Origin of the sequence: Mammaliicoccus sp. K-M42 (assembly GCF_022386375.1) — a bacterium.
GTDB classification, from domain to species: Bacteria; Bacillota; Bacilli; order Staphylococcales; family Staphylococcaceae; genus Mammaliicoccus; species Mammaliicoccus fleurettii.
Genome location: NZ_JAJNIS010000003.1, coordinates 146,909 through 170,105 on the forward strand (window position 1 = coordinate 146,909; position 23,197 = coordinate 170,105).

A 23,197-nucleotide genomic window follows, 5' to 3' on the forward strand; every position below is an offset into this window, starting at 1 on the left:
TTTATTTACACTGGTATTTTATAACATAAAAAAAGACTAATGGCAAGCATTAGTCTGATTTATTTATAATACACGTTGTATAACTCGTTTAGAATGTACATAACCTAAGATAGCAAACAAAATATAAATTAAAGAATATAGAGACATTACTATAAGCACTGGTGTATAGAATGATTGCCCCATAAAGAACCATGCTGATTTAGCTGCAAAATAGCCATGACTTAAGCCAATTACTAATGGTAATGCAAAGTTAAACCCTATTTTCAACGCGATACCTTTAGACATATCTTGAGATGTATAACCTAATTTTCTTAAGATTATATAATTTGAAGTTTCATCCTCTGTTTCATCGATTTGCTTAATGTAAATGATACAACCAGTTGAAAGTAGAAATGCTATACCTAAGAACCCTAAAATGAATAGCATCACACCAATTCCACTTTTTGAATCTTTATATATTTTTTGATATGAAAGTGCAGTATCGTTATCATTTGTTTGTTTATCAAATATTTGTTCAGCTTTTTTGATATCTTTATCGTTACTCAAATTAAGTCCATATTGCTCATTATAATCATCATTTTTCACTTCATTTTGTTTCATTTGATCAAATGTATCATCTGAAACTACATAGATTGGTGAATTAAATGTGATGATAGAGGCTAGATAAGATTCTTTACTTATGGACTTCACTTTAAGTTGCTTAGTTTTATTATTCAATTTATATGACATATGTTCATCATCATTAACTTTAATCACTTTATCGAGAATATCACTATAACCTACTACAGCTACTTCATTATTTTTTAAATCTATATCTTTAAATTCTGAAGATTTTGCAACCGTTGCTGGAAAGTCAGATGATTTACCTGTCGTATCGTTAGCACCTGCAAACACTTTAGTATCATCAATTACATATCGTGTTACATTATAATTTTTCTCTTTAAATTGTATATTATTTTCATTTAGAGCTTTTTTAAATTGATTATTTGCATCTTTATTTACAAAAATATAATCATCTGGTGCTGTAGTTCTAGCTGTTTCTTCAATATTGTAATATGAGATATAGCTCAATGCTAATAGTCCGACCGCCATAGCTGAAACCGTTGCGATAATTGTTAGTGATAGTGCATTTGTTTTCATTTTATGCATGATTGATGACGTTGAAACGACATCTGTAACACTGAGCATACCTTTTTTATATTTGCGTATTGTATTGAATATGAGTGATATTGAACATCTAAACAATAGGTAAGCACCTACTATCGTTAAGAACAATACCGCCAACATGTTCACATAAAGTCCCATCATACCTTTTGTTCCGATTTGATCAAACATCACGCTAGATAAATAATATCCTCCGATAATCATTAAAATACCAATTGCTCCAAAAATTAATTCATAAAGTTTAATTCTTTTAATTTTTGTGTCTGTAGCATTAAATTCATTCATTAAGCTAAGAATTGTTTTTCTTTTGATAAATATCATGTTTTGAAGAGAAATTATTAAATAAATGACAAACATTAATATAATGGTTTGGATAAAGGCTTCACCACTAAAGTTTAAATGTGCTTCTTGCTGAATGCCGATGATTTTATATAAAATCATTAATAATATTTTTGAAGTGAAGAAACCTAAAAACGAACCAAATACGACTGTTAACATATATAGTACAAAATTTTCTAAAGCAAATATTTTAAAAACTTCACGCTTTGTCATACCAATTAATTGATATAAGCCTATTTCTCTCGATCTTCTTTTAATAAATAATTTATTTGCATAAAGTAGGAATATAACGATAATCACCGTTAATATTGTTATACCAACTTTTATAGCCGCTTCTGGCTTAACACCTGATTGTACACCATTCAAATCTTCTGAATACTTTAACGTAACAAATCCAAAGAATAACATTACACTCATCGTTATTGAAAAGAGATACATTCCATAATGACGGATGTTACGTCTTAAATTTTTAATAACGATTTGATTAAAGCTCATTTACAACACCACCTAACACGCTTTGTGTTTTGATGATTTCTTTATAGAATGTCTCTCTATCATCGTCTCCTTTATAAAGTTCAGAATATACTTTTCCATCTTTCAAGAAAATAACTCTATTTGAATAACTAGCTGCTGCAGAATCATGTGTAACCATAATGATTGTAGATTGAGTTGATTGATTCATTTGATTTAATTTATTCAATAAATCAGATGCAGATTTAGAATCTAAAGCACCAGTCGGCTCATCTGCAAATATAATCGATGGTTGTCCTATAAATGCTCTTGCTGCAGATGTTCTTTGTTTTTGTCCACCAGAAATTTCACTTGGATATTTATCTTTGATATCTAATATACCTAACGCTTTACTGATTTCTTCGTATCTTATTTGTGCCTCTTTTTTTGATACTTTTTGAATCGTTAAAGGCAACATAATATTCTCTTGTACAGTGAGTGTATTTAATAAATTATACTCTTGAAATATAAAGCCTAATTCTTTTTTTCTGAAGTTAGACATTTGTCTATTATTCATGTTTTGTAATAGATGGCCATTTATTTCAATTTGACCTGTCGTAGCATAATCAATTGAACTTAAAACATTCAAAAGGGTCGTTTTACCAGAACCTGATGGCCCCATTATACTAATGAATTCACCTTTCTCTACAGTCATATCTATTTGTTTTAATACTTCTTGTTGATTTTTTTTAGAACCATACACTTTTACTAATTGTTCAGTTTTTAAAATACTCATCCTCAAAACTCCTTTGAAATTTGTCTATGATTCAATATTAAAGGCTTTTTTAATTAATCTCCTTTGAATCATCGTACATTTTGAGGTTTGAAGTGACATTATTGTCACTTGATTGTTCAAGAGCAGTAAAACAGTTAGGATGTGGGAAAATAAGTAACACAGTCGTACCTTCTCCATATGTAGATTTTATATTTACATTTATACTTAAACCTTCAGCAATTTCTCTAACCAAATAAAGTCCCATTCCTGTAGCAGTCGACTCTCTTTGATTTGTAGTTGAAGTAAATCCCCTTTCAAATACTCTTGGCAAATCTCGTGTTTTTATTCCTCTACCATTATCTTGGATTTTTAAATGCAATTGATTGTTTTGTTCATAAGTAGAAATAGTTATGTCACTATTTTTAGTATATTTCAACGCATTGCTAATCAGTTGTCTAATAATGGTACGACACCATTTTTCATCTGTATAAACTTTTTCGTCATCTATTTGAATATCATATCCTATCCCTTTTGCAATACTAATATTTCGCGCATGTTGAATTTCTTTAATAATCATATCTTTTAATGAATAATGTCCAAAATAAAAATCATTACTCTTTGAAGATAATCTTCTAATATATAGCTGTTGATCGAGCAAATAGTCTATTCTACTCCACTCATATAATAAGTCTTGTTTTAATTTTATTTCCTCTATTTGATCTAATAATAACTTCATTGCTGTAATAGGCGTTTTGACTTCATGTATCCAATCGAGTAAGTCATTTTTAGTAAGCTGAATTTCTTTATTTTGGTCATGTATAGTATGTCGTACACTTTCATCATAACTTTGAATATAGTCGAAAATTATTTTCTCATATGCCGATTGATTTAATGCTTTATGCTCAATTTCTTTTATAGGAATGTCATGCTTTAACGCCATATAAAATCGCGTTTCTCTTGTATAAATTAACCATAGAAATACAATAAAAATAATAAAATTGATACCTATTAAATACAATGCACTTCTTGTTGAAAATGCTACATCTAACCAACTTGTCAAAATTATAATAAGCTGCATAAGAATAAATAATAATATCCAAGTCCATTTTTCCTTAACAAACCATTTTATCATTTTATCCCTCCAGCTCATGCGCTATATAACCTTTGCCTACTTTCGTTTCTATCAAATCATTAAGTCCAATGTCTGTTAGTTTTTTCCTTAAACGATTCACATTAACAGTTAAAGTATTATCACTAACAAATTGTTCATCATCCCATAATGCTGTAATAATTGTATCTCTACTAACGACTTCATTCTTATGATTAAGCAATATTTCTAAAATAAACATTTCATTTTTAGTTAGAGAGATTTCATTATCATCTTTCTCTATAACATGTTTGCCATAATCTACTCGTGCTTTATTCCATAATTTAATTCTAGGTTCCTCTTTATTATATTGATAAACTCTTCTATAAATTGCCTGTAATTTAGCAACAAGTACTTCTGTATGAAATGGTTTTTGAATAAAATCATCTGCACCCAGTTCCATACTCATCACTTGATCCATTGGGTGATCTCTTGAAGAAAGAAACACGATAGGAATGTTAGATTGTTTTCTAATTGCTCGACACCAATAGAATCCATCATATTGTGGCAATTGAATATCGATGATAACCATATCAGGCTGTAATGCTTTATATTCTTCAAACACTAAGCCAAAATCATTTATACCATGTACGGACCAATCCCATTTTTCTAATTGGCTTTTCATAGCTTTAAATAAAGTTTCATCATCCTCAATAATTAATAGTTTCATATACTATCCCTCTTACTTTGTATATTTTTTTATTTCTCCAGCCGTTGTTCGTAACTGAAAGTCTTTTATTCTACAATCCACTTCAAAGCCTTTCATCGTAACATTATGAATAGGTGCTTGAGATAAATAATAAATACTCCATGGTATTCTTGGTATATAGTTATATAAATGTACGATGAATTCATTCGTCAGTCTTAGCTTTCTAAATTCCAATACACCATTGTCCTCATACAAATTGACTGCCAGTGCGCCTCCAACAACTTTAAACTGAATGAGATCCTCGTGAATACTTGGGGTAATTCGTTGTAATTTTAATAACGGATTACTTCTATGTTTAAAGTACACATTATACTTATCACCGATTAGTTCTGTAGTGACAAGGGTACCACTTGTTTCTTGTAACCATTCAAAGTAATATTTCACAACTTGTTCCATGTCCCATTCATATGGTATGGGCATTCTATCTACACTTCTTACATCATCAAATTTAGACTTTTGTAATTCTATAGAAACAGCTGGTCGTTTAATAGATTGCTCTGTAGCTTGAACTTCAATTCCTGTTGATTTTAATGTATCTATCGTTTCTTGATCAAATGGAGAACCGGTAATATAGATGATTTTCTTCACATTGTTTTCTTTACATGCTTTTGCCATATTATCACTAGCAAGTAAATTCAAATTCCGAGCTGTACTTTGTGTTAATTTTGCAGATTTTTTATTAGGATCTAAATAATAAATTGCAATGTCTATACCTTCCAAAGCATCAATCATATCCTTTAATACATAAATATCACATTTTCTCCAAGTGATATCCATGTCAATCATATCAGCTTCATACTTTGTAATCGTATATAGATTACCAACATCTTTTAATGTACTTATTAAATGCTTACCTATGTATCCTGAACCACCGGAAATTAATACATTCGCTTTCATTTTAAGCACTCCTTTGCATTCGGACTTTATATATGTGTTATAATATTTATAACTTGTTGCATATTTACAATAAATATAACATTGTTTGTAATTTATAAATAGAAATAGGAGATATTTTATGAAAGAAATCATACGAGAAATTCGAATAAATGATGTTGAAAACTTTAATAAATTATTAGATAGCGTGATTAATCAATCAGAATATCTATTATTTAATCCAGGTGAACATCAAATTTCAATACAAAATCAAACTTTATTTCTAGAAGAAATGATTACAACAAGTAATTCTACTATAATTGTTGCCGAATTAAATGATGCTTTAATTGGTTATGTGACACTTCAAGGTGGAAGAACAAAAAGAAATAGTCACGCTGCTAAAATTGCTATGGGATTACTTCCATCTTTTAGAAACAAAGGTATCGGCTATAAATTGTTACAAGAAACAGAAGCATGGGCGGTAAGAAGACAACTTCATCGACTAGAACTAAACGTTGTTACCGAGAATGAACCTGCTTATCGTTTATATGAGAAATTTGGTTTCAAAGTAGAAGGCAAAAAAGAAGAAACGTTATATTTTAATGAAAAATTTTATGATGAATTTGTAATGGCTAAATTATTATAAAAAAAGACAAACTAATCAAGCAAAAGCTCGCTTAGTTTGTCTTTTTTATTTGTCTTTCTTTAATACCGTTTCTGATTCTTGAGTTGCATTATTCTCATAAGGTGACTGTTTCGTATTCGCACCTAGAAACATCATCACACTATTATAAGTCGTTTTAGACTCTTTTAAATTCATGTGAAATTGATATTGGTGACGCAAACCATGTGTACCATCAAAGAATGAAGTTGTTGTTTCTATACCTTGTTCGTTCAACACTTTATCAAATTCTCTATTTTGTGGATCAAATGGGTCAGCATCTCCAACCGTTAAAAAAGTAGGTGGATAATACTTCGTTACTTGATCTACAGTAGATAATTGATTAATCTGGGCAAAGTTTCTTTCCCATTTTTTCGAACCTGTATAACTTGTCATAAATAAATCAATTCTAGGAAAATCAGTACTTCTTACGGTTTGCATATTATAAAGGCCACCAAATAGAATTGCGCCTCTTAAATACTCTTGTTTGATACTAGCTTTCATATCCATTTGCTGTTGTAACTTTGGATTTGTTTGAATAGCGACATATTGACTAGCTATTTGAGCTCCCGCTGAATCACCACCATAAAGAATTTGTTTATGGTCAATATTAAATTTATTTTTATATTTCAATGTATATTTAGTTGCTTGATCTAATTGATGTATAGGTGTAGGATATTGCGAATCTGGTGCTAAAGCGTAATTAACATTCACTATAACATATCCTTTTTCAGCAATTTGAGCCAAATATGGATTTTTTTGTCTTTTATCCCCTGCGATAAATCCACCACCATGCGTCCAAAATATGACAGGCAATTTTTCACCTTTTTTCATTTTTGAAGGCACAATAATATCCATTTGACTTTTTGGTGCAGAATGTCCATAACTTACATCCCGAATCAATTTCACTTTTTTATTATTAAGAAGTAATTGATTTGCTCTTTGCGCTTGCAATTGTTTTTCTTGTTGTTTATGTTCTTGATATTTATTAAAAATATAAAAACCACTTACAACAACGATGATCGCCACAATCAAAATAAACAACCGTCGTTTTTTCCTTTTCATATGTTCACTTCCTCATGTAAGAAGACAGTTTAACATATTCATTTATTTTATGCGATATGTTTTTTATTATCTTTTTTTCTCAATATATATTTAACGAGTATTGCACCGCATATAACTAAACCAATTACACCCATTGCTGGATAAAGTTTATCTATTAATGCAGAGAAACCTACAAAGCTTAATCCATATGCCAATAACATTGCGATCGTTAATAACAATACATATTTTTTTGAAAATGGTACCGTAAATCTAGCGGTAAATGAATACATTAACCCTAAAATTGTATTGTACATTACCATTAGCATAATAACCGACAGTGCTAAACCAACTATTGGTGATATAGTTCTAGCCAATGCTAATGTAGGGATTTCTACATCTTTAATATTAGGATATTCTGCTAATAGTCCTGAGTTAATCAGTGCTAATAATACTAAATAAATAACACCGCCAATAATTCCACCTAAACCTGAAATACGACGTTTATCAGCGTCTCCACCTATTGCAATTAACGTACTAAATCCTACAGAGAAAGCTAATCCTCCATAAATGAATCCTTGAGCAATACCCCAAAATAGACTTGGCTCTTCTACTGTACTATTTATTTCAGAAATACCAACATGTCCATTTATAAAGAAATAACCTGCAATGATAAGAATAATAATTATTAAGAATGGTGTTACTACACCTAAAGCTTTAACAATTTTATCAAAATCTAATAATAGTGTGATATAAATAACCACACACATAATTAAAGCTCCTAGCCATGTTGGCACACCAAAACTTTCTTGAAATGCAGAACCTGCACCAGCTATCATCGTGACAGATATTCCAAATAAGAAGAATATTAATACATAGTCTATAACAATACCTGCTTTACCGAACAAATAGTTGATAGTAGAGCTGTGATCATCAGCATCTAACGCAGTACCAATTTTTGCTACTTGTCGGCCAAAGAACGCTAGCATAATCCCTGAGATGATTACACCTAGATAGCCATACAAACCATAGTGTGTAAAGAATTTCATTACTTCTTGTCCTGTTGAAAATCCTGCTCCCACTACGACTCCGACATAAGCAAACCCTATTTTTGTTGCTTCTTTAACATTTGACACAAATCTTCCTCCTCATTTACTTGTTCAATATAGTGACATATACCCACTATCATAAAAACTATTCCAGTAATTAAAAAAAACCTCTTACAAAAGTAAGTGGTTTTATAAAAACACAAATTTAGTTACGATTTTTCTTCCAATGATTTGCTATAGTTCGCTCTTGTAACTGTAAATCCTACAATTATTGCTAGAACTAATAACACAATACCAAACCAATAAGAATGATGTATACCCACTGTCATAGCATTATTAATTTGTTCTGTTGTTGGATTTTTAATACCTTGAAGTGCTGTAGTTTGACCACTATTCATAATACTCACAAATACAGCGATACCTAATGCACCACCAATTGGTTGTAACATATTTGAAACAGCTGTTCCATGTGGATACATTTCTTTAGGTATAGCATTTAAAGCATTTGTATTTGCAGGCATTAACACTGCAGAAATACTGATCATTAAAATAATATACACAACGACAAATACCCAAACGGATATACCCGGGTGAATTGTTGAATAAAATATTGAAACACATAATAATACAATCAAACCTGGTACAACGAGTTTTCTCGGTCCAATTTTATCAAATATTGCCCCCATAAATGGTGATAAGAAACCATTAAGTAGAGCGCCAGGTAATAAAATAAGACCAGCTATTTTAGCACTGAATCCCATAGGACCTTGTAAATACATAGGCATAACTATTTCAGATGCAAACATTGTCATAATAACTACAACAAATATAATGACACCTTTAGTATAGTTATGGTATTTAAACACTTTTAGGTCCAGTAGCGGTTCGTCTAATTTAAGTTGTCTAAATACAAATAAAGTCATCATAATTATACCAACAATTAACGTTATAAAGATTGATGGATTTGAGAATCCACCTTCTGTACTACTAACTGAAGATACACTGTAAATGATTGTTGATATACCTATTGTAGATAAAATAATTGAGAAAACATCAATTTTTGGTCTCGTTATTTCTCCTACATTTTGTAAATATCTATAGGCAAAAATAAAGGTGAACATCATGAATGGAATGACAATTAAAAATAACCATCTCCAACCCATATAGTCTACAATAACACCTGATAATGTGGGTCCTAGTGCTGGTGCAAACATAATCACTAAACCAAATTGCCCCATTATTTTCCCACGTTCATGCTCATTATATAACAAAAGCATTGCATTCATAACTGTCGGAATCATAAGTCCAGTTCCTGCTGCTTGAATCATTCTACCAACTAATAACATAGGGAAATTAATTGCTAAACCTGCTGTTAATGTCCCGATTGTGAAGACTGTTACTAACCCTAAAAATAACCTTCTCGTTGTAAACCATTGATTTACAACGGCAGACAGTGGCGTCAGTACACCCATTACTAACATAAAACCAGTCGCCATCCATTGAACAGTTGGCGCATCAACATTAAATACTGACATCAATTCTTTTAATGCAATATTTAAAAGCGTCTCGTTTAAAATCATGAAGAATGTACCAACCAAAAATACAATCATGATGATTTTTCTTTTAACTTGATTATCCATTTGTTTCTCCTAATATTTGTTTTTGTAACTTTCCTATAATCCCATAAAAAATAAACCTAGTCAAACGACTAGGTTTATGCATTTTGAGAATTAGATAATTGTGAAAAATCTACTACAACTTTATCCATTCTCTTAGCAGTTTCTTTCATTATATTTCTAGCAACTTTATTATCGGGATCTATTTTAAGTATTTGTTTACTAATGTCAAATGCTTGCTTATCGGATAGCAAAGGTTCTGGAATTGCATGTAATAAAAGCATTTGCAATAAACTCTTCACTTCTTTATATTCTGTTAATATCATCGATCTTTCAGCATGATAATAAGCTGAGTAGAATGCACCATCATGCTCACTATATGGATAGACATGTAGCAAAAATGCTAAGTCATGAAGTTCACTTGTTTCTTCCTTCTTAATAGAATCTAATATAAAAGTATAAAACATTGTACTTTCTTCTTCGTGAGCTGCTGAAATGAAGTGTTCTTCAAATTCTAAGAAATCCACTTCGGACATCAATCTATATGCAGTATCAAATTCGCCACTTAATATATGACCTTTTATTAAATCTTTCATTTAATGTCCTCCTTCTCTCTTTTCAACATTCACTGTATGCTCATTTTTATAGTTAAAAATATTATAACACGTTTTGTAATAAATTACCTTTAAAACATTAAACCAAATTAAATTTTAAAATATAAATGGTGATGATATTTACATCGATGATTAAACCTTGATGCACAATGTGGGCATACTTCTTTTAGCATATAATCATTTATTGAAATTGTTTGTTTACATACACCACACAATATAGCATGTTCATCAAATTCACTTTTATCCCATCTTTTAAGTTCATGTTTTTCACATTCTTCATGACATTTATAGCAAGGATAAAATTTGTTACAACATTTAAATTTAATTGCAATGATATCTAGAGGTGTTTGATAATGCTCACATCTAGATTCATCATCTACTGTTAGTCCATATATAGTTACCATAATATCCTCCAAACATTTTAATAAAACAAAACATCTCACAATAGCATCTATTTTGTCAATTTATAATCATTTGACATAGATGACGATTTTTTATAGAATTAACATATGAACATATATTCATATGTTAGGAGAATAAAATGAGTACTTATAATATATTAGATGATGAAACATTGTTACTAGTGTCACAAACCTTTAAAGCATTAAGTGATCCAACTCGAGTAAAGATTTTACATTTACTTTGTACAGGCAGACACTCAGTTGGATGTATAGCAGAAACACTTTCACTTAGTCAATCTTCAGTTTCCCATCAATTGAGATTTTTAAAGAATCTTCGACTTGTTAAATTTGAAAGAGAAGGAAAGAGCATATTCTACTCAATTGATGATGACCACGTTATTCTATTTTTAAAACAAGCAATCGAACACGCTAAACATTAATTTAAATTGAGAGGTGTTTATATGGGACATGAACATCACGGACATGACCACAACCATGTTCATACAAATAATAAAAAAATATTACTGATTTCTTTCATAATTATTACTTTATTTATGATTGTAGAAGTAATTGGAGGATATGTTACAAATAGCTTAGCCTTATTATCAGATGCAGGTCATATGCTTAGTGATGCAATTTCTTTATTTATTGCACTCATGGCTTTTAAATTCGGTGAACGTGTTGCAAATCAACATAAAACTTATGGCTATCGCCGTTTTGAAATACTCGCTGCTTTTATAAATGGAATTTTATTAATTGCTATTAGCTTATACATTTTTTATGAAGCAATCATACGATTTATAAATCCACCTGAAGTAGCTTCAACAGGTATGCTCATCATTAGTACAATTGGATTAATCGTTAATCTTGTTATTGCCTGGTTAATGTTTAAAGGATCTGACACAAAAAACAATTTAAATATGCGTGGTGCTTTTATACATGTACTCGGAGATTTATTAGGGTCAGTCGGTGCAATAGTAGCAGCAATAATCATGATAATTTTCGGTTGGAAATTAGCCGATCCAATAGCAAGTGTTATTGTTGCTATGCTAATTATAAGAAGCGGATATGGTGTTACAAAATCAGCATTAAACGTATTAATGGAAGGAACACCATCAAATATCGATATACACGAAATTTCAGAAACAATCACATCACATCCAGAAATAATCGATGTACATGATTTGCACATTTGGTCTATCACAAGTGATCTAACAGCATTAAGTTGTCATGCAGTTGTAGATAGAGAAAAAACAGTATTAGAATGCGACAGTATAATAGAAGAAATTAACCATAAACTAAACCATAAATCCATACAACATGCTACTATCCAATTAGAAACATCAGACCATCAGCACGATAATTCTTTATTATGTTGTATGGATCAAACAGAACATGTTCATTAAACAAGTAGAAAGGCTGGAACATTTAATTTGTCCCAGCCTCTCATTGTATGGTTTTGATTTTGAGGATGTCTTCGATTAACTACTGTATTAATCTACAACTTAGCCCAACTCTTCGATTAACTACTGAATTAATCTACAACTTAGCTCAACTCTTCGATTAACTACTGTATTAATCTACAACTTAGCTCAACTCTTCGATTAACTACTGTATTAATCTACAACTTAGCCCATCTCTTCGATTAACTGCCGAATTAATCTACAACTTACCCAAACTCTTCGATTAACTACTGAGTTAATCTACAACTTAGCCCATCTCTTAGATTAACTACTGAGTTAATCTACAACCCAGCCCAACTCTTAGATTAACTGCCGAATTAATCTACAACTTACCCAAACTCTTCGATTAACTGCCGAATTAATCTACAACTTACCCAAACTCTTCGATTAACTACTGAGTTAATCTACAACTTACCCAAACTCTTCGATTAACTACTGTATTAATCTACAACTTAGCTCATTTTTTCAAAAAATCGAGGTTGGGACAATTCAAATGTCTCAACCTCGAACTTATTTTATCTATATAAATGATTCAAATATTAGTTGTTTTCCTGGTACGGCTTTCTCATCAAATCCATCTAAGAATGGTTGGTTATCATATGGTACTTTAATTCTTTCTACATTTATCGCACCATCTTTAACTTCTACAATTCCATATACTGCATAAGCGCCATTGTTCAAACCTACAGATCCTGGATTAAAATATATTGTCTCAATATCATCAAAATGGTGTAATACATGATTATGTCCAAAGGTTACAAAATCTGCATCTAAGCCATTAAATAATCCATGCACATGTTCTAATGAGGGCTCAACGATTGGTTCAAATGGATCGTCACTAATATGTTGCTTGATATTTTCTTCAAGTATACGATAATGAGTGAAATAAAATTTTAATCCTTCAATATCTTGAGTAACTTCACGTTGCAAGTTATTCAAAAAGTTATAATATTTAGTATCTAAATGTTCCACTATCCATTGATGATGTTCATAAAATTTATTTTTTAAACTTTCAGGATAATCTTCTTTATTAGCAACTGCCATTATTGCTTCATCATGGTTTCCAGCAATATAAGTCATATCATCTCTATTTGTAATAACTTCTAGAACTTCATTCGTTTGATGTCCGACACCAATGTTATCGCCTAAATTATAAATGTGTTTAATGTCTTTTTTATTATCTATATCTGTAAGTACAGCTGTCAAAGCATCATAGTTTCCGTGTATATCTGTTAAAATTGCAAATTTAACCATAATACAACTCCTTAATGATTAATTATTAAATTGCTCAACCGCTTCTTTAATTTCTATGTCTCCTGATACCACTTGAAATTCTTGTCCAATTTTACCATCATTATTTAATACTTCTTGTATCACATTAGCAACGTCTTCGCGTGGTACTTTTCCGCGTTCAACTTCTTCTGCTATTTCTACTTTACCTAATCCATCATCGTTAGTTAATAATCCTGGATGCACAATTGTATATGGTAAACCAGAATTTCTTAAATGAACATCAGCATAATGTTTAGCAATTGTATAAGGTTTCAAGTCACCTTCAAATGCTGATCTTCTAGTATCAAATGAAGAAACGAGTACGAAATGTTTTGTACCTGCTTTCTTACTAGCTTCTATTGATTTAACAGCACCATCTAAATCAATGATAATCGTTTGATCTGCTCCAGTGTGACCACCAGATCCAGCAGTAAACACAACTTTATCTGCATCTTTTATTTTTTCAGAAATATCATTAATATCATCATATTCTAAATCAAGTGACACTGTTTTGGCACCTAATTCTTCAAAGAAAGCTGCTTGGCTATTTTTTCTAATGGCTGCTGTTACTTCATTTCCTTGATCGATTAAACTTTTTACTAAATGTCTTCCAATTTGTCCATTAGCACCTATTACGAATATATTCATTTAAAACACTCCTTTAAATTTTTTCATGTATAAATTGATAATTGTGCAATCTATCTGAGGTAATTAACCTTTCTGTTACTTCATATGGCTTTTCATAATTCATATCTGATACAACAATAGAACCGTCACTTTTCACTTCATTAACGATCGCAACATGTCCTAATTCACCATAATCAGTTTGTAATATAGAACCTTCTCTTGGTTGACCATCGACTTTATAACCTTCATCTTTAGCACGATCATCCCACTGTTTTGCATCACCCCAAGATGATCCAATTCTTTTATCAATATTTAATCTTTCTTCATAAACATAAAATGTACATTGACCTTCTTGATAAAAATTTCCTAACGAGCGGTCATCTGTTTTATCATTTTTCTTAATTTGTTCTGTCCGTATAGCTATTTCTTTTTCCTTTATTTGCTTTTTGATATCTTCAGTGTAATCACTTATAAAATCAAATCCACCTTGGCTTCTAAAAAGAAATGCCATTGCAATAATAGCAGTCCATGTAGCAATGAACACAATAAATCGGAATAACTTTTTCATAGTCCACTCCTAAAAATCTTATACTTTAAATATATGAGTAATTTAATACGATATCAAACAAAGTGCTTATTACCTTCTTTTAAAAGTTTGTAATTATTATAATATTTTTGACAATTAAATGACATTTGCAATGTTATTTATGTTACCCTAATTATACAAATAAACAATGAGGTGAATCTTATGTTCAAATTCCAATTGGACTACTATAGAAATGGACAAGGCTTACATATCAAAACAATTTTATTAACAATCCTTTCCTCAATTATTATGGTTCTATTAATGTTAATTCCGGGTATTGCATTTATAATTGGAGGATTTTCTTTAGCGGCATCACAAGACTTTTCAGGTGAACCATCAGGCGGTGGCATAGCAACATTTCTAATCTCAATGGTCATAGGGTTTATATTATTTATTCTGATGTATATTTTTATATTAATCCCTATAGCTTATGGAATTCTAAAATTCTATAAAGATACAGATTTAGGCATTAGCCCACGCTTTAGTGATTTATTCATGTTCTTAAAAAAAGGAAACTATGTTAAAACATTAAAGCTAACTTTAATTATTGGTTTAATTAGTGTAGCAATGTATTTCATTGTTTACATAGTTGTCATTATTGTAGAAGTGATATTCTTCGCAATATTTGGTACTTCAATGGCGTTATTGCAACCAAGTTCAGGTAGTGAAGGTATTGGTGCAATGTCTATATCATTCATCGTAATCATGTTATTTATGATATTGGTATTATTTGCCTTATTTATACCTTTATATTATTTTGTTATCTTTATAGTTAACACAGTACTTGTCCATATTGATCAAAGATCATTACCTACAATAACTAAATTCTCAATCGGTTGGAACATAACAAGTAAGGGACCTCATAGTGCTTGGAAGTTATTATTCAGTAATTTAATTTATATTGTAGCAGCGTATATTATCATAGCAATCATTGGAATTATAGCAGCAGTTATTGTTTCATTGATGCCAAGTGTGATACAAATATTATTCGCAATTATAGGTTATATACTATTCTACCTATTTATGTTTGCAGTATTCTACTTCTTATATGGTAGCCTTATGAACTTCTATCATAAAAATAAAAATGCACTTTATCCAAAAAATAACTAAAGTTAAATTTTAAGAGCTCAATTAATTTTGAGCTCTTTTTTTATTTATCTTTACGAACGCTTCCCCTGTTTTTTATCTCCTTCCATTTTTCTTACATCAAATTTTTAACGCCATATATCGATTGAAATTCAAAGTCTGGCTCTACTTCTATATATTCAAACTCACTAAAATTACGATTTATCCATGCAGTTTTAAATCCAAACTTTTGTGCTCCGACAATATCCCACTTATTAGATGATACGAACAGAATTTCTTGTTTCTCATATGGAATCCTTTCTTCTAATAATACATATACATTAGAATTGGGTTTATACATACCAAATTCTTCAAGCGCTAAAATATGTTTAAAGCTACTATCGATATTTGAATGTTTCAATACTTTTTGAATCATTTCTTGATTGCCATTACTAAATATAACTTTATCGATATGTGATATATCATTTAATGATTGAGTTACTTCAGGGAATACTTGCAAGCGATAATACTCTTCCACACACTCATTTACGTCACTTAATGAATAGTCAAAATCATTTCTATCAAGTACATATTCGAGTGAATCTTTTATAACTTTACTAAATGGTTTATATTGATCTACTAGCTGTCTAACATGAGTATATTCTATAAGTTTATGACGCCAAGCTTTAGCTATTTTTTCTCCGTTTCCAGGAAATAATTTCTCACACTTTTCTTGGACACTATTTATATCGAATAAAGTTCCATAAATATCGAAAACGACCGTTTTAATCATAATAATCACTCCTTATAAATCCTTTCATTTTATTATATCCAAACGAATATAAAACAATCCCGCAAAATATATTGCTATCAATATATTTTGCGGGATTGACGATCTATAAAGTCACTATAAATAAAAATCAGACTGGATAAATTAATTATCACAGCCTGAATATCATTTTGTTATTTAAATAATTTAGTTTATTAAAAATTTCTTACTTAAGTAGTCAGCTACACCATTTTCTTCGTTTGTTCTTCTTGTTACTTCTTTACCCAATTCTTTTATATGATCTGGTGCATTTTTCATAACTATTGGGTAATCAACATGTTCTAGCATTTGTTTATCATTGTCACTATCACCAATTGCATATGTCTTAACATCTTTATCTAGTTCTAAATATTTTAACGCAGCTTCTATTGCTGTCGCTTTGTTTACACCCATAGGCATCGTTTCAAGATTACATGGTGTAGAATGAGAAATAGAAATATTAAGTTCTTCCATCATTGGTAGAATAAGTTCTTCCCATTTTTTAATTTCTGTTTTATGCTTTTTGAAAAAATAAAACTTTGAATATGCATCTTCTGGTATTTCATCGACCCATTTTATTTTTTCGCTTAATGCTTCTTGTCGAGATTTCCATTCATTAGCTTCTACATCTCCTGCTTGTTCAGTGGATATTTCTGACAGTAGCAATGTTTTATCGCGGTTTAATGCAATTCTATTTTTATAGTACGGGAATAATTCATAATATATTTGATGCTTTTCTGCTAAATCAACAAGTTTATGTACAGTTTCCATCGGTAGTTGATTTTTAAATATTTCTTTGCCATTAATATAACCTACTGCACCATTGGATGATAATATACCATCAACTTCAAAATTCTCAGGAACCAAATATGAAATCTCATCATAAGCTCGTCCAGTAGCTATAAATACTTTAATGCCTTTTTGTCGAACTTCTTGAATAATCTCATTAGTATAATCAGTTACTCTATTTTCTTCATTTAAAATTGTGCCATCCATATCTAAAAAAACCACTTGCGTTGTCATGTTGATGCCTCCATATAATTTATCAATATCTATTATTTCATGCTCATATAATAAAGGCAATATTTTAGATTTATATTACTTTTTAGATAATATTGGTCTATTGTTCTTAAATGAAACATCAACATTTATGTTAAATAAGTTACTCATATTTTTTTCATTAACAACGTCATTAATATTTCCTGATCGAAATACCTTACCGTCTTTTAATAATAAAATTTGCTTAAATACAGGCAACACTTCTTCTAGATGATGCGTAACATATATCATTGTTGGACCACTTTTATCTTGACCAATATTCTCAATTCTTTCCAATAAATCTTCTCTTGCAACAAAATCTAAGCCATTTGTTGGTTCATCAAGTATTAGAAGTCTCGGTTCTGACATTAAAGCTCTACCAATTAATACACGCGTTTGTTCACCTTGTGATAAATTCCCAAATCTTCGGTTAATATAATCCTTGGTAATACCTAATGCTTCGCAAATTTCATTTGCTTTATCTTTAATTTGTTTACTTGGTTCTTCATATACACCTATTGACGCATAAGCACCACTAATAACAGTCGTAAAAGCATTGTCTTCTTTTCTCATTTTCTTAAATAAAGATTGAGAAACATAACCAATTTGCTTTCTAATACCATCAGCTGAATATCCAAGTTCACCTTGTTTCATATCTAATATTTCAAATTCACCTGAAGAAGGCGCTGTATACGCATTAATAATATCAAGCATTGTGGATTTTCCTGCTCCATTTAATCCGTACAATACCCAATGCTCTCCATCAACTATTTCCCAAGAAATATCTTTTAGTATGTATTTACCTTCACGTATCCAGTTAATATGTTTCAAATCAAGAAGCATATTTACATCCCCTTTAATTTACTGTTTTCATAATATTCACTAATTGTACATGAAAGTTTAAGTATATTAAAGATGATTGGATCAGAAGGTAATTTATAATTTATTGTATTTCAGGGTTTATTTCGAATCGTAAACCATCCGGTGAAGTTAGAATCTTGCTTTCTGCATTTGGCATTTGTACCACTATATTTGCTAAACCATAACTATTGTCTGATTCTTCTCTTTTTTGATTTGATTGCCAAGTATTAATCGCAATATGATGGTGATAATTTTTAGTAGACATAAACAAAGCATTTGGAAAATTATCTACTACTGCTTTTAAACCTAAAGTATTTAAATAAAATTCTTTAGACGCTTCAATATCATTTGTTTTTAAATGTAAATGTCCAATTTTTGCATCAGCAGGCATTCCATTCCAACCTTCATTTGAAGCTTGTTCAACTAGCGCTTCTGCATTCACCTCATGTGTATCCATTGCAACATTGCCATCGTTCCATTCCCAGTTACGTGCATCACGATCACGATATATTTCTATACCATTTCCATCTGGATCATTTAAATATAGTGCTTCAGACACTATATGGTCACCAGCCCCTAACTGAACATTTAATCTTGAAGCATGAATTAAGAAATCTGCTAAATCTGCTGTTGTAGGTAGTAATATTGCAATATGAAATAAACCCGCTTCTCTTATACTAGGTTTTCTTCCATCTTCTAATAATTTCAAAGTAATCGTATGTCCTGAATCACCTATTTCAAATACTGTTTCTGTTTCATTCTTAGTTCTTATTGTTAATCCAATTATATTGTCATAAAATACTGTCATTTTCTCTAAATCTGTAACATTTAACGTGATACCTTTAACTAATGTTGCATCTTTACCATGAAACATATATAACACCTCTTCTATTTTCTTTATCAATAATATTAGTATACTTTATATACTATAAAAATTATACTAATATGTTTAAAAAAATGCCCATAAACGTCATACTCATCAGTAAGTCCGTCTATGAACAGTTCTTTTATATCTCTAATTCAAGTCTTACCATGTCTTTACATTGTATGCCATTCTCAAAAATAGGATCTTTATAATATTTAATGAAATAATCAATATCTATAGATTTCATTCTAAAACCAGCTTGTTGATAAAGTTTTAATTGACCAATACCAGAATTTCCGGTACCTACAGTTATAGTATGACAGTCTAATTCTTTACCGACTGTTATAATATGTTCAATTAATTGACGACCAATCCCTTTGTTTTGAAATTGAGGATCAACAGCTAAATTAACTAATTCCAAAGTGTTTGGTCTCGTTAACAATCCCACTACAATACCGATTGTTTGACCTTGTTCCTCATAAATGTAAACTTTACCTCTTAAAGTATAATCATTAATCGCTTGTTGATTGTCATCAGCTAAAGATAACAATTCATAATGTCTTTCCGTTAAAAACTTACATAATGATATCATTACTTCACCTACAACATTTCAATTTATTAAGCTTTCTTACGTTTAACAAACCAGATAATAAATACAATGATTCCAATAGCAATAATCGCATACATAAAGTTTGAATAAACATCCATATAGTTAACTATTTGATGCCAATTATCTCCAACTTTAGCACCAACTATAACTAGTATTAAATTCCAAATAAGTGTACCTAAAGTCGTTAATAATAAGAACAACCATTGATTCATACCACTCATACCAGCTGGGATAGAAATCAAACTTCTAATAAGTGGAATAAATCTGCAGAAGAACACCGTCCATGGACCATACTTATCGAACCATGCATCAGCTTTTCTTACATCTTCTTTCGTTAATCTTAAATACTTGCCCCACTTTTCAATAATTCTTTCGAGTCTATCAACGTTAAGTATACGACCAATCCAATATAAAATAACAGCTCCAAAAACTGATCCTATAGTAGAGGCAATAACCACACCTACTATTGTTAATTCTGATTTAGTTGTCATAAATCCTCCAAACGTCAAAATTACTTCTGACGGAATAGGAGGAAAAACATTTTCTAATAATATTAATAAGGCTATACCCAAATAACCAAATTGCTCCATGATACTTGTAATCCAACTCTCCATTAATTTGCTCCTTTAAGTTATCATCTTTATATAAATACCTTTTCAAGCTATAACATAAACCTTCAAAAATAATACTTAACTTAATTATATAATAAAACAATCATAATAAGAGTCAGACTTAAGAATGAATATTTTTCAGTTTTATTTTGGATCCAGTTTTATTATAATTTAACTTTTTTTAATCTTAGCGCGTTCGACACAACACTTACAGAACTTAATGCCATTGCTGCGCCAGCAACCCATGGAGCTAAGAGACCTAATGCAGCTATCGGTATGCCAGCTGTATTGTAACCAAATGCCCAAAATAAATTTTGTTTAATATTCTTAATTGTAGCATGGCTAATCTTAATCGCTTTTGGAATGAGCAATAATTCTCCACCTAAAATCGTTACATCAGCTGCTTCTATTGCCACTTCAGTTCCTGTACCTATTGCAATACCTATATCTGCTATAGCTAGTGCTGGTGCATCATTAACACCATCTCCTACCATCGCTACTTTTTTACCTGTATTTTGAATGGCTTTTATTTTGTCTGCTTTTTCTTCTGGTAATACTTCAGATATAACATTATGAATACCTACTTGTTTCGCTATTGCTTGAGCTGTTCTCTCATTATCACCAGTTAGCATTATAACCTCTAGACCTTCATCTTGTAACATTTTAATAGCTTCAGGTGCATTCTCTTTAATTGTGTCAGCTACAGCAACAATACCTTTAAAAACGCCACCTACTGCCACTAGCATAGCTGTCTTACCTTCAGTTTCTAATTTAGATAAATCTTCATCAAATATATTTGTGTCAATGCCGTTTTGTGACATCAATTTTCTATTACCTACTAATACATTCTCACTATTTATTAATGCCCGTATACCGTATCCAGGGATTGCATCAAAATCTTCTACATCTGCTAGTGTTATATCTTGCTCAGTTGTATACGCCACTATGGCTTCAGCTAATGGATGCTCTGATCCTTTTTCAGCACTAGCTAATAATTTCAATGTCTCAATATCTCCTGTAAAATCTGTTACTTCTGGTTTACCTTTTGTAATTGTTCCAGTCTTATCCAATACGATTGCATTTAATTGGTGTGTGCGTTCTAAATGCTCTCCACCTTTAAATAGTATGCCGCTTTCTGCAGCTTTTCCTGTTCCTACCATTATGGATGTTGGTGTTGCTAATCCTAAAGCACAAGGGCAAGCAATAACAAGAACAGCAATTGCCGCAACGAGTGCATTTTCAAATTGACCAGCATCAACTAAAGTAATCCAAATTAAGAATGTTAAAATAGCTATACCTACAACTATTGGAACAAAGTAACCTGAAATAACATCTGCTAACCTTTGAATAGGTGCTTTAGAACCTTGAGCTTCTTCGACAACTTTAACGATAGATGCCAACGCAGTATCTTTTCCTACTTTTGTTGCTTTCATATTAATTAAACCATTTTTATTAATTGTAGAACCTATAACTTCTTCGTTTATTGACTTTTCAACTGGTATAGATTCGCCAGTTATCATAGATTCATCAATAGCCGTTCGCCCTTTTTGAATAATACCGTCTACAGGTATCTTTTCGCCTGGTTTAATGCTTAAAATATCACCAACAGCTACATTCTCTATTGGTATCATGATTTCCTCATTATTTCGTATTACTCTTGCTTCTTTAGCTTGCAAACTTAATAGTGAAGATAATGCATTTGTCGTTTGGCTTTTAGCACGTTTTTCTAAATATTTTCCAAATAATATTAAAGTGATTAATACCGCACTTGTTTCAAAATATAAATGAGGCATATAATCTGGTCTACCAATTGTTTTTATCGCTTCATATAAGCTATAAAAATATGCTGCACTTGTCCCTAATGCAACAAGCACATCCATGTTTGCACCACCATTTTTTAAGTTCTTATATGCTCCAACATAAAATTGCCAACCAATTATAAATTGAACAGGTGTTGCTAATACAAATTGGAACCATGGATTCATTAACATTTGTGGCACTGGAAGATTAAATAAATGAACAAACATCGTTAATATAAGCGGTAATGACAAAATCGCTGAAACAATAAGTTTTATTTTCATTTGTTTAACTTCATTTTCTTTATATGTCTTTTTGTCTTTTGAATCATTTTTAGACTCTGCATCATAGCCAATATTTTTAATTTTATCAATAATTGACTTTTCATCGATTAACTCTGGATTATATTCAACACTCGCTTGTTCAGTTGTTAAGTTTACAGTTGCAGTTTCAATCCCTTGTTGACGATTTAAAACTTTTTCAATACGGCTTGAACATGCAGCACATGTCATACCATAAACATCTAAATCTAATTTTTCAGTCAAAACACCATAGCCTAAATTTTCTATTTTTTTCGTTACATCAGATAATTGAGTTGAATCATCATTAAACTTAATAGAAGCCTTTTCAGTAGATAAATTCACTTGTGCTTCTACGCCGTCCATTCTGTTTAAGACTTTCTCAATTCTACTTGAACATGCAGCACATGTCATACCTGTTACGCCAATAGTAACTTGTTTGTCTTCATTCATTTA

Annotated in this window: 24 protein-coding genes; 4 read left to right on the top strand and 20 right to left on the bottom strand. The window is 30.6% G+C overall.

What is annotated here, in order from left to right; translation table 11 throughout:
• Window positions 1-63: 63 nt before the first annotated feature.
• Genes LQ668_RS03475 through LQ668_RS03495 form a run of 5 tightly spaced genes read right to left on the bottom strand, consistent with a single transcriptional unit; the run spans window position 64 to window position 5,481 of the window.
• The gene (locus LQ668_RS03475) at window positions 64-1,998 is read right to left on the bottom strand and encodes an ABC transporter permease (protein WP_107509171.1); all 1,935 of its coding nucleotides are present in this window, start codon (window positions 1,996-1,998) and stop codon (window positions 64-66) included.
• Window positions 1,988-2,749 (bottom strand): ABC transporter ATP-binding protein, encoded by a 762-nt coding sequence (locus LQ668_RS03480; protein ID WP_107509170.1) that lies wholly within the window; start codon window positions 2,747-2,749, stop codon window positions 1,988-1,990. The genes LQ668_RS03475 and LQ668_RS03480 overlap by 11 nt, the downstream gene beginning before the upstream one ends.
• A 49-nt stretch (window positions 2,750-2,798) precedes the next feature.
• Complete coding sequence (locus LQ668_RS03485; protein WP_107509169.1) at window positions 2,799-3,860, bottom strand: sensor histidine kinase; 1,062 nt, start codon at window positions 3,858-3,860, stop codon at window positions 2,799-2,801.
• Window position 3,861: 1 nt separating this feature from the next.
• Window positions 3,862-4,545 carry a response regulator transcription factor gene (locus tag LQ668_RS03490; RefSeq protein WP_107509168.1) on the bottom strand — a complete coding sequence of 228 codons (684 nt, stop codon included), beginning with the start codon at window positions 4,543-4,545 and terminating at the stop codon, window positions 3,862-3,864.
• 12 nt (window positions 4,546-4,557) lie between these two features.
• Complete coding sequence (locus LQ668_RS03495) at window positions 4,558-5,481, bottom strand: NAD-dependent epimerase/dehydratase family protein (RefSeq protein ID WP_107509167.1); 924 nt, start codon at window positions 5,479-5,481, stop codon at window positions 4,558-4,560.
• Between the two features lie 118 nt (window positions 5,482-5,599).
• On the opposite strand from LQ668_RS03495, the gene LQ668_RS03500 reads away from it, so the two are divergent.
• On the top strand, window positions 5,600-6,103 hold the full coding sequence (locus LQ668_RS03500; protein ID WP_078357083.1) for a GNAT family N-acetyltransferase: 504 nt from the start codon (window positions 5,600-5,602) through the stop codon (window positions 6,101-6,103).
• Window positions 6,104-6,148: 45 nt separating this feature from the next.
• Here LQ668_RS03500 and LQ668_RS03505 read toward each other — a convergent pair whose 3' ends face one another.
• The 5 genes from LQ668_RS03505 to LQ668_RS03525 form a co-directional block, all read right to left on the bottom strand.
• The gene (locus LQ668_RS03505) at window positions 6,149-7,183 is read right to left on the bottom strand and encodes an alpha/beta hydrolase (RefSeq protein WP_078357084.1); all 1,035 of its coding nucleotides are present in this window, start codon (window positions 7,181-7,183) and stop codon (window positions 6,149-6,151) included.
• 47 nt (window positions 7,184-7,230) lie between these two features.
• Window positions 7,231-8,295 carry a YkvI family membrane protein gene (locus tag LQ668_RS03510; protein WP_078357085.1) on the bottom strand — a complete coding sequence of 355 codons (1,065 nt, stop codon included), beginning with the start codon at window positions 8,293-8,295 and terminating at the stop codon, window positions 7,231-7,233.
• A 122-nt stretch (window positions 8,296-8,417) separates the two neighbouring features.
• A complete protein-coding gene (locus LQ668_RS03515) occupies window positions 8,418-9,848 on the bottom strand; it encodes an MDR family MFS transporter (protein ID WP_078357086.1) in 1,431 nt (476 codons plus the stop codon).
• Window positions 9,849-9,922: 74 nt separating this feature from the next.
• Window positions 9,923-10,420 carry a hypothetical protein gene (locus tag LQ668_RS03520; protein WP_078357087.1) on the bottom strand — a complete coding sequence of 166 codons (498 nt, stop codon included), beginning with the start codon at window positions 10,418-10,420 and terminating at the stop codon, window positions 9,923-9,925.
• A gap of 107 nt (window positions 10,421-10,527) precedes the next feature.
• Window positions 10,528-10,842: a CHY zinc finger protein gene (locus LQ668_RS03525; protein ID WP_078357088.1), complete on the bottom strand. Its 315-nt coding sequence runs from the start codon at window positions 10,840-10,842 to the stop codon at window positions 10,528-10,530.
• Window positions 10,843-10,979: 137 nt separating this feature from the next.
• Here LQ668_RS03525 and LQ668_RS03530 point away from each other — a divergent pair, with 137 nt between their 5' ends.
• Window positions 10,980-11,279 (top strand): ArsR/SmtB family transcription factor, encoded by a 300-nt coding sequence (locus tag LQ668_RS03530; RefSeq protein ID WP_078357089.1) that lies wholly within the window; start codon window positions 10,980-10,982, stop codon window positions 11,277-11,279.
• A 21-nt stretch (window positions 11,280-11,300) separates the two neighbouring features.
• Window positions 11,301-12,245 carry a cation diffusion facilitator family transporter gene (locus LQ668_RS03535; protein WP_239775905.1) on the top strand — a complete coding sequence of 315 codons (945 nt, stop codon included), beginning with the start codon at window positions 11,301-11,303 and terminating at the stop codon, window positions 12,243-12,245.
• A 576-nt stretch (window positions 12,246-12,821) separates the two neighbouring features.
• Here the strand turns inward: LQ668_RS03535 and LQ668_RS03540 are convergent.
• Genes LQ668_RS03540 through LQ668_RS03550 form a run of 3 tightly spaced genes read right to left on the bottom strand, consistent with a single transcriptional unit; the run spans window position 12,822 to window position 14,769 of the window.
• Window positions 12,822-13,556: a metallophosphoesterase family protein gene (locus LQ668_RS03540; RefSeq protein WP_107509166.1), complete on the bottom strand. Its 735-nt coding sequence runs from the start codon at window positions 13,554-13,556 to the stop codon at window positions 12,822-12,824.
• Window positions 13,557-13,574: 18 nt separating this feature from the next.
• Window positions 13,575-14,222 (bottom strand): SDR family oxidoreductase, encoded by a 648-nt coding sequence (locus tag LQ668_RS03545; protein ID WP_107509165.1) that lies wholly within the window; start codon window positions 14,220-14,222, stop codon window positions 13,575-13,577.
• Between the two features lie 13 nt (window positions 14,223-14,235).
• Window positions 14,236-14,769: a CHAP domain-containing protein gene (locus tag LQ668_RS03550; protein ID WP_078358441.1), complete on the bottom strand. Its 534-nt coding sequence runs from the start codon at window positions 14,767-14,769 to the stop codon at window positions 14,236-14,238.
• 180 nt (window positions 14,770-14,949) lie between these two features.
• Here LQ668_RS03550 and LQ668_RS03555 point away from each other — a divergent pair, with 180 nt between their 5' ends.
• On the top strand, window positions 14,950-15,897 hold the full coding sequence (locus tag LQ668_RS03555) for a hypothetical protein (protein ID WP_078358442.1): 948 nt from the start codon (window positions 14,950-14,952) through the stop codon (window positions 15,895-15,897).
• Window positions 15,898-15,988: 91 nt separating this feature from the next.
• Here the strand turns inward: LQ668_RS03555 and LQ668_RS03560 are convergent, their stop codons facing one another.
• From LQ668_RS03560 to LQ668_RS03590, 7 genes are all read right to left on the bottom strand, one after another.
• A complete protein-coding gene (locus LQ668_RS03560; protein WP_126578878.1) occupies window positions 15,989-16,645 on the bottom strand; it encodes a haloacid dehalogenase type II in 657 nt (218 codons plus the stop codon).
• A gap of 183 nt (window positions 16,646-16,828) precedes the next feature.
• Window positions 16,829-17,683 (bottom strand): HAD family hydrolase, encoded by an 855-nt coding sequence (locus LQ668_RS03565; protein WP_126578876.1) that lies wholly within the window; start codon window positions 17,681-17,683, stop codon window positions 16,829-16,831.
• 75 nt (window positions 17,684-17,758) lie between these two features.
• Window positions 17,759-18,541, bottom strand: a complete 783-nt coding sequence (locus LQ668_RS03570; protein ID WP_107509162.1) for an ABC transporter ATP-binding protein — start codon at window positions 18,539-18,541, stop codon at window positions 17,759-17,761.
• 100 nt (window positions 18,542-18,641) lie between these two features.
• On the bottom strand, window positions 18,642-19,433 hold the full coding sequence (locus tag LQ668_RS03575) for a VOC family protein (RefSeq protein ID WP_078358446.1): 792 nt from the start codon (window positions 19,431-19,433) through the stop codon (window positions 18,642-18,644).
• 133 nt (window positions 19,434-19,566) lie between these two features.
• Window positions 19,567-20,016 (bottom strand): GNAT family N-acetyltransferase, encoded by a 450-nt coding sequence (locus LQ668_RS03580; RefSeq protein WP_107509161.1) that lies wholly within the window; start codon window positions 20,014-20,016, stop codon window positions 19,567-19,569.
• Between the two features lie 26 nt (window positions 20,017-20,042).
• Window positions 20,043-20,648 carry a DedA family protein gene (locus LQ668_RS03585; RefSeq protein WP_107509160.1) on the bottom strand — a complete coding sequence of 202 codons (606 nt, stop codon included), beginning with the start codon at window positions 20,646-20,648 and terminating at the stop codon, window positions 20,043-20,045.
• Window positions 20,649-20,809: 161 nt separating this feature from the next.
• A complete protein-coding gene (locus LQ668_RS03590) occupies window positions 20,810-23,194 on the bottom strand; it encodes a heavy metal translocating P-type ATPase (RefSeq protein WP_208143576.1) in 2,385 nt (794 codons plus the stop codon).
• Between the last annotated feature and the right edge of the window lie 3 nt (window positions 23,195-23,197).

Excerpts from the sequence above, each read along its gene's own strand:
- LQ668_RS03475 (WP_107509171.1), bottom strand. The coding sequence starts at position 1,998 with ATGAGCTTTAATCAAATCGTTATTAAAAATTTAAGACGTAACATCCGT.
- LQ668_RS03480 (WP_107509170.1), bottom strand. The coding sequence starts at position 2,749 with ATGAGTATTTTAAAAACTGAACAATTAGTAAAAGTGTATGGTTCTAAA.
- LQ668_RS03485 (WP_107509169.1), bottom strand. The coding sequence starts at position 3,860 with ATGATAAAATGGTTTGTTAAGGAAAAATGGACTTGGATATTATTATTT.
- LQ668_RS03490 (WP_107509168.1), bottom strand. The coding sequence starts at position 4,545 with ATGAAACTATTAATTATTGAGGATGATGAAACTTTATTTAAAGCTATG.
- LQ668_RS03495 (WP_107509167.1), bottom strand. The coding sequence starts at position 5,481 with ATGAAAGCGAATGTATTAATTTCCGGTGGTTCAGGATACATAGGTAAG.
- LQ668_RS03500 (WP_078357083.1), top strand. The coding sequence starts at position 5,600 with ATGAAAGAAATCATACGAGAAATTCGAATAAATGATGTTGAAAACTTT.
- LQ668_RS03505 (WP_078357084.1), bottom strand. The coding sequence starts at position 7,183 with ATGAAAAGGAAAAAACGACGGTTGTTTATTTTGATTGTGGCGATCATC.
- LQ668_RS03515 (WP_078357086.1), bottom strand. The coding sequence starts at position 9,848 with ATGGATAATCAAGTTAAAAGAAAAATCATCATGATTGTATTTTTGGTT.
- LQ668_RS03520 (WP_078357087.1), bottom strand. The coding sequence starts at position 10,420 with ATGAAAGATTTAATAAAAGGTCATATATTAAGTGGCGAATTTGATACT.
- LQ668_RS03525 (WP_078357088.1), bottom strand. The coding sequence starts at position 10,842 with ATGGTAACTATATATGGACTAACAGTAGATGATGAATCTAGATGTGAG.
- LQ668_RS03530 (WP_078357089.1), top strand. The coding sequence starts at position 10,980 with ATGAGTACTTATAATATATTAGATGATGAAACATTGTTACTAGTGTCA.
- LQ668_RS03535 (WP_239775905.1), top strand. The coding sequence starts at position 11,301 with ATGGGACATGAACATCACGGACATGACCACAACCATGTTCATACAAAT.
- LQ668_RS03540 (WP_107509166.1), bottom strand. The coding sequence starts at position 13,556 with ATGGTTAAATTTGCAATTTTAACAGATATACACGGAAACTATGATGCT.
- LQ668_RS03545 (WP_107509165.1), bottom strand. The coding sequence starts at position 14,222 with ATGAATATATTCGTAATAGGTGCTAATGGACAAATTGGAAGACATTTA.
- LQ668_RS03550 (WP_078358441.1), bottom strand. The coding sequence starts at position 14,769 with ATGAAAAAGTTATTCCGATTTATTGTGTTCATTGCTACATGGACTGCT.
- LQ668_RS03555 (WP_078358442.1), top strand. The coding sequence starts at position 14,950 with ATGTTCAAATTCCAATTGGACTACTATAGAAATGGACAAGGCTTACAT.
- LQ668_RS03560 (WP_126578878.1), bottom strand. The coding sequence starts at position 16,645 with ATGATTAAAACGGTCGTTTTCGATATTTATGGAACTTTATTCGATATA.
- LQ668_RS03565 (WP_126578876.1), bottom strand. The coding sequence starts at position 17,683 with ATGACAACGCAAGTGGTTTTTTTAGATATGGATGGCACAATTTTAAAT.
- LQ668_RS03570 (WP_107509162.1), bottom strand. The coding sequence starts at position 18,541 with ATGCTTCTTGATTTGAAACATATTAACTGGATACGTGAAGGTAAATAC.
- LQ668_RS03575 (WP_078358446.1), bottom strand. The coding sequence starts at position 19,433 with ATGTTTCATGGTAAAGATGCAACATTAGTTAAAGGTATCACGTTAAAT.
- LQ668_RS03580 (WP_107509161.1), bottom strand. The coding sequence starts at position 20,016 with ATGATATCATTATGTAAGTTTTTAACGGAAAGACATTATGAATTGTTA.
- LQ668_RS03585 (WP_107509160.1), bottom strand. The coding sequence starts at position 20,648 with ATGGAGAGTTGGATTACAAGTATCATGGAGCAATTTGGTTATTTGGGT.
- LQ668_RS03590 (WP_208143576.1), bottom strand. The coding sequence starts at position 23,194 with ATGAATGAAGACAAACAAGTTACTATTGGCGTAACAGGTATGACATGT.